Here is a 14,290-nt window from a genome sequence, read left to right on the forward strand (position 1 = left end):
ACCCCGGCAAAGGCCTTGCTGATGCCCGTTCCAGCCATTTCATGAAGCGCGGTTTCTACACCATCATGTCGGCGCAGTTTTTCAGCTCGCTGGCCGACAACGCCTTGTTTGTGGCCGCCGTGGAGCTGCTGCGCACCGGTGGCGCACCCGAGTGGCAGCGTGCCGCATTGGTGCCCATGTTCGCGTTGTTCTACGTGATCCTGGCACCGTTTGTCGGAGCCTTCGCGGACGCATTGCCCAAGGGGCGCGTGATGTTCTTCAGCAACGCGATCAAGGTGGTCGGTTGCCTGATGATGCTGTTCGGCCACCATCCGCTGGTGGCCTATGCCGTGGTCGGGCTGGGCGCGGCTGCCTATTCCCCGGCCAAATACGGCATCCTGACCGAGCTGCTGCCCGCGTCGCAACTGGTCAAGGCCAACGGCTGGATCGAGGGCCTGACCATCACCTCGATCATCCTGGGTGTGCTGCTGGGCGGCCAACTGGTCGGCCCCGTGCTGTCGTCCTATCTGCTGGCATTGAATCTGCCGGGCGTCGAGAACGCGGCCGAAGCCTCGATTGCCGCGCTGGTGCTGATCTATGTGCTGGCCGCGTGGATCAACACCCGCATTCCGCATACCGGCGTGGCCATGCGCCCGCTGCGCCAGGACCCGGGCAAGAGCCTGCTGAGCAACACGCTGGCGCTGCTGCCCGATTTCTGGAACTGCAGCCAGCGCCTGTGGAGCGACAAGCTGGGCCAGATCTCGCTGTCGACCACCACGCTGTTCTGGGGCGTCTCGGGCAACCTGCGCTACATCGTGCTGGCCTGGAGCGCCGCGGCGCTGGGCTACAGCACCACGCAGGCGTCCTCGCTGGTGGGCGTCGTGGCCATCGGCACCGCCGTGGGCGCGGTCGCGGCCTCGAGCTACATGAAGCTGGAAACCGCGACCCGCGTGATTCCGCTGGGCATCGCCATGGGCGTGCTGGTGATCTGCATGAACTTCATCGACACCATCTGGATTGCCGTGCCCTTCCTGATCGTGCTGGGCGGCCTCGGCGGTTTCCTGGTCGTGCCGATGAACGCGCTGCTCCAGCACCGCGGCCACAACCTGATGGGCGCGGGCCGCTCGATCGCGGTGCAGAACTTCAACGAGCAGGCCTGCATCCTGCTGCTGGGCGCGTTCTACAGCCTGTCGACCAAGCTGGGCCTGTCGGCGTTTGGCGCGATCACGCTGTTCGGCCTGGCCGTGGCCGGCATCATGCTGTGCATCGGCCGCTGGCATGCGTACAACGTGCGCCGCTATCCGCGCGAAGTGGTGCGGCTGCGCAAAATCGCCCGCCAGGACGATTCCCACTGACGCGCTGCGTTGGCGTGCATCCAGCCGGGATGCCTTCGTACAGGCGCCGTGCCGGCAGCCGGCTTAAGCTGGCCGGCACGACACCCAAAGGACAACCATGGCTGATGACGACACCCCCGGCTCCGTTTACGACTTCACCGCCACCGACATCCAGGGCCGCGAAGTGCCGCTGTCGCTCTACGAGGGCCAGGTGCTGCTGATCGTCAACACCGCCAGCGCCTGCGGCTTCACGCCGCAATACGCAGGCCTGCAGGCGCTGCACGAACAATACGCAGGCCAGGGGCTCACGGTGCTGGGATTTCCATGCAACCAGTTCGGCCACCAGGAGCCCGGCAGCGCCGAGGAGATCGCGGGCTTCTGCGAACGCCATTTCGGCGTGCAGTTTCCCCTGATGGAAAAGATCGACGTCAATGGCGCCAATGCCCATCCGCTGTACCGCTGGCTCGAAGCGCAGGCACCCGGGCTGCTGGGCAGCAAGGCCATCAAGTGGAACTTCACCAAGTTCCTCGTGGACCGCGACGGCCAGGTGATTCGCCGCTATGCGCCGCAGGATGCACCGGCCAAGCTGGCCAAGGACATCGAAGCGGCCTTGGGCTGATCGCGCGGCCCCAGGAAAAAAGCCCCGGGCGCTGGCGCGCACGGGGCTTGATGAAGCGTGGCGGCGGCTGCGCCGCCGGGCGTCAGGCCTGGTCGTCGGCCGCGGGCGCGGCGGCCGCCACCTGGGCCGCGAGCGCCTTGCGCCGGCGCGCGCGCTCGATGGTCTGGGCGGCGCTGCGCGCGACCATGCCATACATGTCGGCAAACGCCGCGAGGTCCTGGCCGCTGGCCTCGAAGGCGCGCAGCAGGGCTTCGTCCTTGGCGGCGCGCGTTGCGGCTTCGGCCAGCGCTTCGTCGACCAGGGCGTTGGTGGCATCATCGCGCGTCTGCACGCGCTCGGCATAGGCCTCGCGGCTCAGGCCCGAGGCGTCGAAGGCCTGGATGATGCGGTTGAGCAGCTTGGGACGCAGGTCTTCGTTGGAGCGCTGCTGGCGGCGGCGGAACACTTCGAGCAGCGCGTGGTGCACATGCTCGGGTGCCATGGCCTCGACCGGCTGGCCCTGCAGGTCGTGGCGCGGCTGGCCCGCGGCCACGGCCGTGAGGTAGCGCGACGAACGCGTATGGATCGACAGCGCGACCTTGAGGCCGTCGCGGTCGAAGACCTCGGGCTGGGCGTCGAGCAGGTCCTGGAAGATGCCGCGCTTCATCGGCAGCGGCGTTTCGCCGAACAGCTGCGGATACAGCTCGGCGAGTTGCAGCAGCAGCGGGTGCTGGCTGCGCGGCGCCTGTGCCGTGCGATTGGCGGGCGCGGCGGCAGCGGGCTTGGCGCGCTGCGCGGCAGGTGCTTCGGCACCCGCACCGGCGCTGGCCTTGCGGCCGCGGCCACCGCGGCGGCGCGGCTTGCGCGCGGGATCACCCGCCGCGGAATCGGTGGCCGGGGCGCCGGCCTCCGAGGAGCCGGCTGCAGCAGAAGCCCCGGCGCCGGTGTCAGCCTGCGCGGCAGCAGCGACCGGGGCGTTCCCGGTGGCCGGGATCGCGGCATTCTGTTCTTGAGGTTCAGACACGGGTTCAGTCATGGCGTAGCGCAGCTCGGCGAAATAAAAGACAACCTCACATCATGCCAGCATTGGCATACGCTGCACAGCGGCGTTGTCTCTACACGGCGCGCGGGCTGCGCGCTCAGCGCGCCGGCAAGGCCTCGTCCAGCACTTCCACCCAATGCCGCACCGGCACCTCGGTGCCGCTTTGCAGGTGCGTGATGCAGCCGATATTGGCCGACAGGATGGCCACGGGCGGCGCTTCGCCGCAGGCCTCGCCCAGCGCATCGAGCTTGCGCTCGCGCAGCTGCGTGGCGATTTCCGGCTGCAGCACCGAATAGGTGCCGGCCGAGCCGCAGCACAGGTGCGATTCGTTGCGCGCCACGCGCAGCGCAAAGCCCAGCTGGCCCAGATAGGTCTCGACACCGCCACGCAGCTTCTGGCCGTGCTGCAGCGTGCAGGGCGGGTGGTAGGCCATGACGCCCGCGGGCGGCACGATCTTGCCTTGCAGCCGCTGCGCCAGCTCGGGCAGCAGCTCCGGCAGCAACTCGCTCAGGTCGCGCGTGAGCGCGCTGATGCGCGCCGCCTTGGCCGCATAGACCGGGTCATTGCGCAGCGCATGGCCGTAATCCTTGACCATCGCGCCGCAGCCCGAGGCATTCATGACAATGGCTTCGACCGCGCCGCTCTCGACCTGCGGCCACCAGGCGTCGATATTGGCACGCATCTGCGCCAGCGCGCCGTCCTCGTCATTGAGATGGAACTTGACCGCGCCGCAGCAGCCCGCCTTGGGCGCGATCACGGTCTGGATGCCGGCCGCGTCGAGCACGCGCGCCGTGGCGTAGTTGATGCGCGGCAGCATCGCCGGCTGCACGCAGCCCGCCAGCAGCATGAGCTTGCGCGCATGTTCGCGGGCGGGCCAGGCGCCGGCCGGGCGCGGCGCCGTGACCTTGGCCTGCAGCGCCTTGGGCAGCAGCGGGCGCACGGCCTGGCCCAGCTTCATGGCCGGGGCAAACAAGGGCGAGCTCAGGCCTTCCTTCAAGGCCCAGCGCTTGGCGCGCTCGGCCAGGGGCCGCTCGACCTGAGCATCGACCACCTTGCGGCCGATATCGACCAGATGGCCGTACTGCACGCCGCTCGGGCAGGTGCTTTCGCAGTTGCGGCAGGTCAGGCAGCGGTCGAGGTGCAGCTGGGTGGAGCGCGTCGGCGCCTGGCCTTCGAGCACCTGCTTGATGAGGTAGATGCGGCCACGCGGGCCGTCGAGCTCGTCGCCCAGCAGCTGGTAGGTCGGGCAGGTCGCGGTGCAGAAGCCGCAGTGCACGCATTTGCGCAGGATGGCTTCGGCCTCGGCGCCCTCGGGCGTGCCTTGGTAGGCGGGGGCAAGTTGGGTTTGCATGGCTACTGTCTTTGGAAGACCTGGCTCAGGCGAGCGGCAGCAGCCGCCCGGGGTTGAAGATGCCGGCGGGATCGAAGGCCTGCTGCAGGCGCGCCTGCAGCGCGGCCAGCGCGGGCGCAAGCGCCGTAGCCGATGTGGCGGTGGCGGCGGCCGCTTCTGGCTGGAACATCTGCGCCGTGCCGCCCGCCTGCGCCGCGAGCGCCTGCAGCTGCGGGCCCAGCGCGCGCGGCGCCTGCACCCAGCGCAGCGCGCCATGCCATTCGATCAGCGGCCCGCGCGCGCCTTCGGGCAGCGCCAGCACCGGGGCATGGGCCGGCAGCGACAGCCGCCACAGCGCCAGCGCCGGGTCGGCCAGACGCTCTTTGAACCAGGGCAGTTGCTGGTCGCGGCAGGCATCCCAGTCGGCGGCCACGCGCGCATCGTCCTGGCGCTCGCCGCCCAGCAGGCTGCAGGCTGCCTGCACCGCGGCCTTGGCGCCGCGCAGGCGCAGGAACAGCGTGCCGCGGCCCGCATCCTCGAGCCAGCAGCTGGCGTTGAGCGGCAGCGGCTGGCCGCCCCAGGTATTGAGCCATTGCAGCGCCTGCGCCTGCGTGCACTCGAAGCGCAGCGTGGCCTCGGCCGGGGCCATGGGCAGCACCTTGAGGCTGACCTCGGTGATCAGGCCCAGCGTGCCCCTCGAGCCGGCCATGAGCCGCGAGACGTCGTAGCCGGCCACGTTCTTCATGACCTGGCCGCCAAAGCGCAGCAGCTCGGCGCGGCCATTGAGCAGCTCGACGCCCAGCATGTAGTCACGCACCGCACCGACGCTGGCGCGCGCCGGTCCGCTCAGGCCTGCGGCCACCATGCCGCCGACGGTCGAATCCAGGGAAAAGTGTGGTGGATCAAACGGCAGGCACTGGCCCTGCGCGGCCAGCAGCGCCTGCAACTCGGCCAGCGCGGTGCCGGCGCGCGCGGTCACGACCAGCTCGCTGGGCTCGTAGCTCACCACGCCCTGCAGCGCGCGCGTGTCGAGAATCTCGCCGGCAAGCGCGCGCGCATGGAAGTCCTTGCTGCCGCCGCCGCGCAGGCGCAGCGGGGTGCGGTCGGCAATGGCGGCGCGCACGCGCTCGGTGATCTGGCTGAGGGCTGAATCCATGCCCAGATCGTAGCGGCAGGGGGCGCCACGCGGCTGCCTGGGGCGCGTGAATTTTTTGCACGCAGGGTGTGAAGGTTGGGCCGTTGGGGGCACCGGAGGCGAGGCCCGTCATCCTTCGACAGGCTCAGGACGAACGGTTGCTTCCTTTGGCACTGACCTTGGCACAAGGCATCCTGTCGAAGTGTGGAAGTTTCTCCAGGCCAAAAAAAGGCCCACCGAAGTGGGCCAAGTTCCAGCGTCCGAGGAGAACCTGGTATTCGCAATGCGGGGAAGCAGACGGCCCTGCCACCAGCCAGAGGCCGTCTGTTCCGGGGGCTTACCGGACGTAAGCGGTTTCGCCGTGGGAGCTGATGTCCAGGCCCTGGCGCTCTTCTTCCTCGCTGACGCGCAGGCCGACCAGCAGATCCGCGATCTTGTAGGAGACAAAAGCCACGACACCCGACCACACCAGGGTCACGAGCACGCTCTTGATCTGCACCCAGACCTGGTGGCCCATGGAGTAGTTGGCCGGCTCGACACCGCCCAGGCTGGCGGCGCAGAACACGCCTGTCAGGATGGCGCCGACGATACCGCCGACACCGTGCACGCCGAACACGTCGAACGCGTCATCGGCACCCAGCATGCGCTTGAGACCACCCACGCCCCAGACGCACAGCGGGCCGACGATCAGGCCCATCACGATGGCGCCCATGGGGCCGACGAAGCCGGCGGCGGGAGTGATGGCGACCAGGCCGGCCACGGCACCCGAGATCGCGCCCAGCATCGAGGCCTTGCCCTTGTGCAGCGCTTCGGCAGCGAGCCACGACAGGGTGGCGGCGCCGGTGGCGACGATGGTGTTGACGAAGGCCAGGCCGGCAATGCCGTTGGCCGCGCCGGCGGAGCCGGCGTTGAAGCCGAACCAGCCAACCCACAGCAGCGAGGCGCCGACCATGCTCAGCGTCAGGCTGTGCGGGGCCATCGATTCCTTGCCGAAGCCCAGGCGCTTGCCGATCACGTAGGCGCCGATCAGGCCGGCGATACCGGCGTTGATGTGCACCACGGTGCCGCCGGCGAAGTCCAGCGCGCCGTCTTCGGCCAGCAGGCCGCCGCCCCAGACCATGTGGGCCATCGGGATGTAGCTGAAGGTGAACCACAGCACGGCGAAGATCAGCACGGCGGCGAACTTGATGCGCTCGGCGAAGGCGCCGACGATCAGCGCCACGGTGATGGCCGCGAACGTGGCCTGGAAGGACACGAACACGTATTCGGGAATCGTCGCCAGCGCGCTCGACAGCGTGTCGGGGGTGATGCCCTTGAGGAACAGCTTGTCGAAGCCGCCGAAGAACTTGCCCGCGCCGCCGAAGGTCAGCGTATAGCCGTAGATGGTCCACAGCACGGTGATCAGCGAGAAGATCACGAAGACCTGCATCAGCACCGACAGCATGTTCTTGGAGCGGCCCAGGCCGCCGTAGAACAGGGCCAGGCCGGGGATGATCATCAGGATCACGAGCATGGTCGAGGTCAGCATCCAGGCGGTGTCGCCGGAGTTGAGCGTGGGCGCGGCGGCTTCGGCCGCGGCAGGTGCCTCGGCAACGGGAGCCGGAGCGGCCACTGCAGCGGCCTCGGGGGCCGGGGCGGCTACGGGCGCTGCGGCTTCAGGGGCGGCAGCAGCGGGTTCCGCCGTGGTCGTCACGGCAGGGGCTTCGGCAGGCGCGGTCTGCGCCAGCGCGAAACCGCCCGACAGCAGGCCCAGGCCGAGGCACAGGGAGGCAAGCAATTTTTTCATGGCAATCTTTCTGATCGGTACGGATGCAGGCCTCAGAGGGCTTCCTGGCCGGTCTCGCCGGTGCGGATGCGCACCACCTGCTCGAGGTGGGAGACGAAGATCTTGCCGTCGCCGATCTTGCCGGTGCGCGCCGCGGCTTCGATGGCTTCGAGCGCGCGGTCGACCATGTCGTCGGCAATCGCGGCTTCGATCTTCAGCTTGGGCAGGAAGTCGACGACATATTCCGCGCCGCGGTACAGCTCGGTGTGGCCCTTCTGCCGGCCGAAGCCCTTGACCTCGGTCACGGTGATGCCCTGCACGCCGATGTCGGACAGTGCTTCGCGCACTTCGTCGAGCTTGAAGGGTTTGATGATGGCGGTCACCATTTTCATGATTCGTTCCTCCTTGGACGGGGCGCGCCGCGCCCCTTGCATTACAGGGCCTTGGTCAGCGTGACGACAAAGCGGTTCTTGTTGATGTCGCCGAAGAAGTTCTTCTTGTTGGCGCCGACCACGGCCGCGCCCAGCGACAGGCCGTCGCCGAAGTCATAGGCGCCGCCGACGCTGTAGTCGACATAGTTGGGCACGCCTTCGACGTCACTGGAGAAGCGCGTGTAGCCGACGGCGGCCTTGAGCGTGACCTTGGGCATGACTTCCTGTGCGAATGCCAGGTTGAAGTAGCCGGTGTTGCGGCCTTCGGCGGTGCCGAAGTACTTCTTCGACACGGTGTGCGAATATTTGGCCGTCAGCGGGCCGAAGCCGGCGCCCAGGTACAGCTCGGTCGTGTTGGCGTCGCTGGCACCGGGGTAGACATAGGTCAGCGCGCCCAGGTCCCAGGCAATGCCGCCGCCCTCGAACTTGTAGCCGCCGTAGAAGTCGCTTTCCAGCGAATTATTGGGCAGCCAGTTGACGCTGGAGTTCCAGTTGCCGACATACCAGCCGGTCTCGCCAAAGCTGTAGTCGAAGCCGCCCTGCAGCGCCGGCTTGAACGCCTTGGTACGGCCCGTGTCCTGGTCCTGGCCACGGAACTTGTAGTTGCTGGTCACGCTGACGTTGGCGGTCAGCTGGGCGCTGGCCAACATGGGCAGGGCGGCGATAAAGGCAACACCGACGGTCTTCATCCAGGCACGGGACATGAGGCTCTCCAGTTGTAAAAATTTTCGACAAACGGAGAAAAGCATGAACTGTGCCAGCCAATGTCGGTCGAAGCCGCCACCGTGGGCCCGCATGTCCGGCGCGGTGCGCATTCAGGAGAATGCACCTTGTTGGTGCAAAAAGACCGGCGTTCCCCTGGTGGCGGGCTGCACCAAAGTGGACGGCGCCTGCGCTCAGGGATGCCAGCGGGAACCGCGCACCGCCGCGGTGCTGGGCGTGCCTGCCAGTTCATACGACAGCTGCTTGGCCGTGGCCAGCAGCGCCTGGGCCAGCGCTTCGAGCTTTTGCACCGGCAGGCGCGAGGCCGGGCCCGAAATGCAGACCGAGCCGAACAGGCGCCAGTGCATGCCGAACACCGGCGCGGACACCGTGGCCACGCCCTGCTCGCGCTCGCCAATCGAGTAGTGGTAGCCGCGTTCGCGGATTTCCTCGTAGAGCGCGCCGGGTTCGCCCGAGAACGCCAGGATCACGCGGCCCGGCGAGCCCTTGTCGAGCGGCAGTTCCTCGCCCATGCGCACGTGGTGGCGCAGCGCCTGCGGGCCCTCGACGCGCACGATGCAGGTGCGCGCATTGCCTTCGCGCACATAGAACGCCGCGCTTTCGCCGCAGGCCAGCGTCAGCGCACGCAGCGCCGGCTCGAGCACGTTCTGCATATCGAAACCCGCCTTGTAGCGTGCTCCCAGCCAGCCCGCGGCCGATCCCAGGCGCCAGTCGCCGTCCTCGCGCTGGACCATGTAGCCGGACAGCGCGAGCGTGCGCGCAAGCCGCAGCACCGTGGTCTTGTGCAGCCCGCAGCGCCGGCTCAGCTCGGCCAGCGACAGGTGCGATTCGCCCAGTGCATAGGCGTCGAGGATCTGCAGCGCGCGCGCCACCGCGGTGACCGCGCCATTGGAGCCGGCCGGCTCGGCTGCGGACGCATCGGGTTGCGCCACGGCGGCCGTGGACAAGTTCTTGGGATCGGAGGCGGATGACTTCATGGCGCAACATGTTTCGCTGTACGAAACGGCATTGTATGGGTTGAAACGTTTTTTTAAACTGCACGCAACTACCAAAGCGCATTGAGGTAGTTGACAACTAAATCAATGGAGACAACATGCCAAAGACTTTTCGCCGTCACGCGTTGTTCGCGCCGCTGTGCGCCGCCACCCTGGGCCTCGTGGCAGCCGCCCTGCCCCTGGCCAGCGCGCACGCGCAGGCCACCTATCCTGCCAAGCCGATCCGCCTGATCGTGCCCTTCCCGCCCGGTGGCGGCACGGACATGATCGCGCGCACCGTGGCGCAAAAGCTCACCGACCTGAACAAATGGACGGTCGTGATCGACAACCGCCCCGGCGCGGGCGGCAACCTGGGTGTCGATGCCGCGGCCAAGGCCGTGCCCGATGGCTATACGCTGGTCATGGGCCAGACCAGCAACCTGGCCATCAACGCCGCGCTGTACGCCAAGCTGCCCTACAACCCGCTCAAGGACCTGACGCCGGTGGCGCTGGTGTCGTCCTCGCCCATCGTGATGGTCACGGCCGCCGGTTCGCCCTACAAGACGATTGCCGATGTCGTGGCCGCGGCCAAGGCCAAGCCCGACGGCATCACGCTGGGCTATCCCGGCAATGGCACCGTGGCCCACCTCGCGGGCGAGCTGGCCCAGAACGCCACGGGCATCAAGCTGCGCCATGTGCCCTACAAGGGCGCGGCCCAGGCACTGACCGATGTGGTCAGCGGCCAGATCGATCTCTATGTGTCGTCCATTCCCACGCTGATCGGCCAGGTGCGCAACGGCAAGATGCACGCGGTCGCGGTCACCTCGGCCAAGCGCTCGGTGCAACTGCCGCAGACGCCGACACTGGCCGAATCCGGCTACAAGAACTTCGAGGCCATCACCTGGTTCGGCGTGCTCGCGCCCGCAGGCACGCCGCCGGCCATCGTGCAGCAGCTGAACAAGGCCATCAACCAGGCGCTGCAGCAGCCCGATGCGGCCGAACGCCTGCGCTCCGAAGGCGGCGAAGTGCTGGGCGGCTCCGTCGAGAACTTCCAGCAGCTGCTGAAGGCGGAAATCCCGCGCTGGGCGCAGATCGTCAAGGACTCGGGCGCCGGTCTCGACTGACGCCTGGCAACCCGGCGCGCCGACCCGGCGCGCCCACACCACCACCGCAGATCACAGGACATGCCCCGGCGGCATGTCCGCGGGATGCGCACGCCCATTGCCCGCGCCCATTGCCCGCGCCTGTTGCACGCGCCTGTTGCACGCGCCTGTTGCACGCGCCTGTTGCCTGCGTCCTGTTACACGCGTCCCACCCTGCCCATTTCATTTCAACCGGACCACAGCACCATGACCCAACTCCCCGAAATCATCCGCGATATCGAACGCGTGGCCCCCGACGTCGTGCGCCAGGCCGCGAGCTTCCAGGCCGCGATCCTGGCCGACGTCGCCGGCCGCCGCGGCACCATGCACGGCCGCGTCGCGCCCGTGCACCAAAACATGAAGGTGGCCGGCCCGGCATTCACCGTCGAAGTGCGCCCCGGCGACAACCTGATGATCCATGCCGCGATCGCGCTGGCCCAGCCCGGCGACGTGCTGGTCATCGACGGCAAGGGCGACCTGGCGGCAGCGCTGATGGGCACGCTGATGCTCAGCGCCTGCAAGAAGCTGGGCCTGGCCGGCGTGATCGTCGATGCGGCGATCCGCGACAAGCTTGAAATCCTCGAACTCGACTTTCCGGTGTTCAGCGCGGGCTTCAATCCCGCGGGCCCGACCAAGTACGTGCCCGGCCGCATCAACCACCCGATCTCGGCCGGCGGCACCAGCGTGAACCCGGGCGACCTGGTGGTTGGCGATGCCGACGGCGTGGTGGTGATCGAGCGCGCCAAGGCGCCGGGCATGCTGGCGCTGGCCGACAAGAAGGTCGCTGACGAGGCCGCACGCATCGAAGCGATCGCGCGCGGCGACACCGCCTCGAAGTGGCTGCCCGCCGCGCTGCGCGCCGCCGGCGTGCTCAAGGACGGAGAGTCGCTGTGAGCACCATTCTCATTACCGGAGCCGACCTGGCAGCGCCGGCGCTGGAACTGCTGCGCGACTACGACATCGTCTACGCCGGCAAGACGCCCACCGAGGACAGCCTGGTCGCGCTGTGCCGCGCGCATGACCCGGTGGCCATCATCGTGCGCTACGGCAAGGTCGGCGCCGCGGTGATGGACGCCGCGCCCGCGCTGAAAGTGATCTCCAAGCATGGCAGCGGCACCGACACCATCGACAAGGTCGCGGCCCAGGCGCGCGGCATCGAAGTCGTTGCCGCCGTCGGCGCCAATGCCGCCGCCGTGGCCGAGCAGGCCCTCGCACTGCTGCTGGCCTGCGCCAAGTCCGTGGTCGAACTCAATGACCGCATGCACGACGGCCACTGGGACAAGTCCACGCACAAGAGCCTCGAACTGGGGGGCCGCACCATCGGCCTGGTCGGCCTGGGGGCGATCGGCCTGCGCTTTGCGCGCATGGCCGATGCGCTGGGCATGCGCGTGATCGGCTTCGATCCGTACGCGCGCAAGCTGCCCGACTACGTGCAGAGCGTGGACCTCGCAACGATCTGGCGCGAGTCCGATGCCATCTCGCTGCACTGTCCGCTCACGGACGACAATCGCGGCCTGCTCGATGCGCAGACGCTGGCGCAGTGCAAGCGCGGCGTGATCGTGGTGAACACCGCGCGCGGCGGCCTGGTCGACGAAGACGCGCTGCTTGCCGCCGTGCGCTCGGGCCAGGTGATGAGCGCCGGCCTCGACAGCTTTGCGGTCGAGCCCATGACCGCCGGCCATCCGTTCCAGCACGAGCCGCACTTCGTGCTGAGCCCGCATATCGGCGGCGTGACCAGCGATGCCTACGTGAACATGGGCGTGGGCGCGGCAAAGAACCTGCTGCAGGTGCTGGCGCGCAGCGGCGCAGCCGCGCACTGACGCGAGGGCCTGGCGCCGCGGCGGGGTTGCCGCGGCGCCAGGCCCGCCCGATGAACCAGGAGACAAGAATGTTCAAGAAATACCACGCGCTGGCGCTGCTGGCCCTTGCGGCAACGGCGCCCGGCATCCAGGCGCAGACCTATCCCGCCAAGCCCGTCAAGCTGGTGGTGGGCTTTGCCGCGGGCGGCCCGACCGACGTGGTGGCGCGCGCGTTTGCCGACCATGCAAGCCGCGCGCTGGGCCAGCCCTTCGTGGTGGAGAACAAGCCCGGCGCCAACACCATTCTCGCGGCCGCAGCCGTGGCCGCCGCGCCCAATGACGGCTACACGCTGCTGTTTGCCGCCACCAACCACACGATGATTCCCGCGCTCTACGCCAGCCAGGTGAAGTTCGATGCGCAGCGCTCGTTCCGCCCGGTCTGCAGCGTCGCGACCAGCCCCACGGTGCTGGTGGTGGGCCGTTCCATGCCGATCAAGACCCTGGGCCAGTACATCGACAAGGCCAAGAAGGAACCCGGCCGCGTGACCGCGGGCAGCGCCGGCAGCGGCAGTTCGGGACATTTCGCCACCGAGATCTTCGCGCGCGCCCAGCGCATCGATCTCAACCATGTGCCCTACAAGGGCGCGGCGCCGGTCATCACCGATTTGATGGGCGGGCAGATCGACAGCTCGTTCGCGACGCTGGGCTCGGTGCTGCCGCAGATCCAGAGCGGCAAGCTGGCCGCGCTGGCCGTGGGCGCGCCGCAGCGTTCGCCACTGCTGCCCGGCGTGCCGACATTCGCCGAAGCCGGCGGCGGCAGCTATGCGGCCGACGCCTGGTATGGCGTGCTCGCCCCCGCGGGCATTCCAGCCCCGGTGGCCCAGGCCCTGGAGCGCACGGCCACCGAATTCGCCAGCAGCGAAGCCACGGTGCAGAAGCTGCGCCAGCTGGGCCTCGACACGTCCGCCACCTGCGGCGCGGCGTTTGCCACCCAGCTCGGGCGCGAAGTCACGACCTACTCGCAGATCGCCAAAGACCTGAACCTGCAAGCCAACTAGACCCAAGAACCGGAGACATCCCATGCGTGCCTTTGCCAACACCCTCATCGCCAGCCTGGCCCTTGCCGCCGCCGCCGCGCAGGCGGCCTATCCCGACCGGCCGATCACCATCGTCGTGCCCTATGCGCCGGGTGGCGCCGCCGATGCGGTCGCGCGCCTGATCGCGACGCACATGGGCCCCAAGCTGGGCACCAGCGTGATCGTCGAGAACCGCGCGGGCGCGAGCGGCACGATTGGCGCGAGCGCGGTGGCCAAGGCGCCGGCCGACGGCTACACCATGCTCTACGACGCGACGCCGTATTCGATCAACCCGCATCTGTTCCCCAAGATGCCGTATGCGGCAAATGCCCTGCAGCCGCTGTCGCTGGTGCTGCTGGCGCCGAACCTGCTGATCGTGCCCGCCAACTCGCCGCTCAAGAACGTCGGCGACCTGATAGCCAAGGCCAAGGCGCAGCCGGGCAAGATCAACTTCGCGTCCGGCGGCAGCGGCACGGTGCAGCGCCTGGCCTCGGAATTGTTTCGCCAGCAACTCAAGCTCGACATGGTGCATGTGCCCTACAAGAGCGGCGGCCCGGCCATTGCCGACGTGATGGGCGGCCAGGTGGACTTCATGTTCAGCACCGTCGCCGCGTCGTATTCGCTGGTGGCCGGCGGCAAGCTGCGCGCGCTGGCGATCTCCGCGCCCGAGCGTTCCAAGCGCCTGCCCGAGGTGCCTACCGTGGCCGAGACGGTGATCCCGGGTTACGAAGTCTATGAATGGAACGGCATGTTCCTGCCCGCGGGCACCCCCGCGCCCATTGCCGGCAAGCTCCAGCAGGCCGTGGTCGAGGTGCTCAAGGAAGACGCCGTGCAGCAGCGCCTGGCCGACATCGGCGCCAGGAGCGTGGGCTCCACGCCCGCCGAGTTCGCCAGCTTCCTGGCCAAGGAAGATGCCAAGTGGGGCGAGGTCGTGCGCAAGGGCGACATCAAGCAGGACTGAA

The 14,290-nt window shown here is 68.4% G+C and carries 14 protein-coding genes; 7 read left to right on the forward strand and 7 right to left on the reverse strand.

The window, feature by feature from the left end; genetic code table 11:
* Positions 1–41 precede the first annotated feature (41 nt).
* Complete coding sequence (gene lplT, locus HUK68_RS18370; RefSeq protein ID WP_175505497.1) at positions 42–1,334, forward strand: lysophospholipid transporter LplT; 1,293 nt, start codon at positions 42–44, stop codon at positions 1,332–1,334.
* Between the two features lie 97 nt (positions 1,335–1,431).
* On the forward strand, positions 1,432–1,932 hold the full coding sequence (locus tag HUK68_RS18375) for a glutathione peroxidase (RefSeq protein ID WP_175505498.1): 501 nt from the start codon (positions 1,432–1,434) through the stop codon (positions 1,930–1,932).
* An 82-nt stretch (positions 1,933–2,014) separates the two neighbouring features.
* Here HUK68_RS18375 and HUK68_RS18380 read toward each other — a convergent pair whose 3' ends face one another.
* From HUK68_RS18380 to HUK68_RS18410, 7 genes are all read right to left on the reverse strand, one after another.
* Positions 2,015–2,947 carry a ProQ/FINO family protein gene (locus HUK68_RS18380; RefSeq protein ID WP_175505499.1) on the reverse strand — a complete coding sequence of 311 codons (933 nt, stop codon included), beginning with the start codon at positions 2,945–2,947 and terminating at the stop codon, positions 2,015–2,017.
* Positions 2,948–3,050: 103 nt separating this feature from the next.
* Positions 3,051–4,304, reverse strand: a complete 1,254-nt coding sequence (gene glcF / locus HUK68_RS18385) for a glycolate oxidase subunit GlcF (RefSeq protein ID WP_175505500.1) — start codon at positions 4,302–4,304, stop codon at positions 3,051–3,053.
* A gap of 25 nt (positions 4,305–4,329) precedes the next feature.
* On the reverse strand, positions 4,330–5,439 hold the full coding sequence (gene glcE, locus HUK68_RS18390; protein ID WP_175505501.1) for a glycolate oxidase subunit GlcE: 1,110 nt from the start codon (positions 5,437–5,439) through the stop codon (positions 4,330–4,332).
* 316 nt (positions 5,440–5,755) lie between these two features.
* Positions 5,756–7,204, reverse strand: coding sequence for an ammonium transporter (locus HUK68_RS18395; RefSeq protein ID WP_175505502.1), 1,449 nt, complete (start codon positions 7,202–7,204; stop codon positions 5,756–5,758).
* Between the two features lie 32 nt (positions 7,205–7,236).
* Positions 7,237–7,575 carry a P-II family nitrogen regulator gene (gene glnK, locus HUK68_RS18400; RefSeq protein ID WP_175505503.1) on the reverse strand — a complete coding sequence of 113 codons (339 nt, stop codon included), beginning with the start codon at positions 7,573–7,575 and terminating at the stop codon, positions 7,237–7,239.
* A 41-nt stretch (positions 7,576–7,616) separates the two neighbouring features.
* Positions 7,617–8,318: a TorF family putative porin gene (locus tag HUK68_RS18405; RefSeq protein WP_175505504.1), complete on the reverse strand. Its 702-nt coding sequence runs from the start codon at positions 8,316–8,318 to the stop codon at positions 7,617–7,619.
* Positions 8,319–8,510: 192 nt separating this feature from the next.
* Positions 8,511–9,314: an IclR family transcriptional regulator gene (locus HUK68_RS18410; RefSeq protein ID WP_175505505.1), complete on the reverse strand. Its 804-nt coding sequence runs from the start codon at positions 9,312–9,314 to the stop codon at positions 8,511–8,513.
* 116 nt (positions 9,315–9,430) lie between these two features.
* Between HUK68_RS18410 and HUK68_RS18415 the strand changes: the two genes are divergently transcribed.
* From HUK68_RS18415 to HUK68_RS18435, 5 genes are all read left to right on the forward strand, one after another.
* On the forward strand, positions 9,431–10,435 hold the full coding sequence (locus HUK68_RS18415) for a Bug family tripartite tricarboxylate transporter substrate binding protein (RefSeq protein ID WP_175505506.1): 1,005 nt from the start codon (positions 9,431–9,433) through the stop codon (positions 10,433–10,435).
* A gap of 225 nt (positions 10,436–10,660) precedes the next feature.
* Positions 10,661–11,347 (forward strand): RraA family protein, encoded by a 687-nt coding sequence (locus HUK68_RS18420; protein ID WP_175505507.1) that lies wholly within the window; start codon positions 10,661–10,663, stop codon positions 11,345–11,347.
* Positions 11,344–12,273, forward strand: a complete 930-nt coding sequence (locus HUK68_RS18425; protein WP_175505508.1) for an NAD(P)-dependent oxidoreductase — start codon at positions 11,344–11,346, stop codon at positions 12,271–12,273. The genes HUK68_RS18420 and HUK68_RS18425 overlap by 4 nt, the downstream gene beginning before the upstream one ends.
* A 68-nt stretch (positions 12,274–12,341) precedes the next feature.
* A complete protein-coding gene (locus tag HUK68_RS18430; protein WP_175505509.1) occupies positions 12,342–13,310 on the forward strand; it encodes a Bug family tripartite tricarboxylate transporter substrate binding protein in 969 nt (322 codons plus the stop codon).
* 22 nt (positions 13,311–13,332) lie between these two features.
* Positions 13,333–14,289 (forward strand): tripartite tricarboxylate transporter substrate binding protein, encoded by a 957-nt coding sequence (locus HUK68_RS18435; RefSeq protein ID WP_175505510.1) that lies wholly within the window; start codon positions 13,333–13,335, stop codon positions 14,287–14,289.
* Position 14,290: the final 1 nt, after the last annotated feature.

Source organism: Comamonas antarctica (assembly GCF_013363755.1).
Lineage (GTDB): Bacteria > Pseudomonadota > Gammaproteobacteria > Burkholderiales > Burkholderiaceae_C > Comamonas > Comamonas antarctica.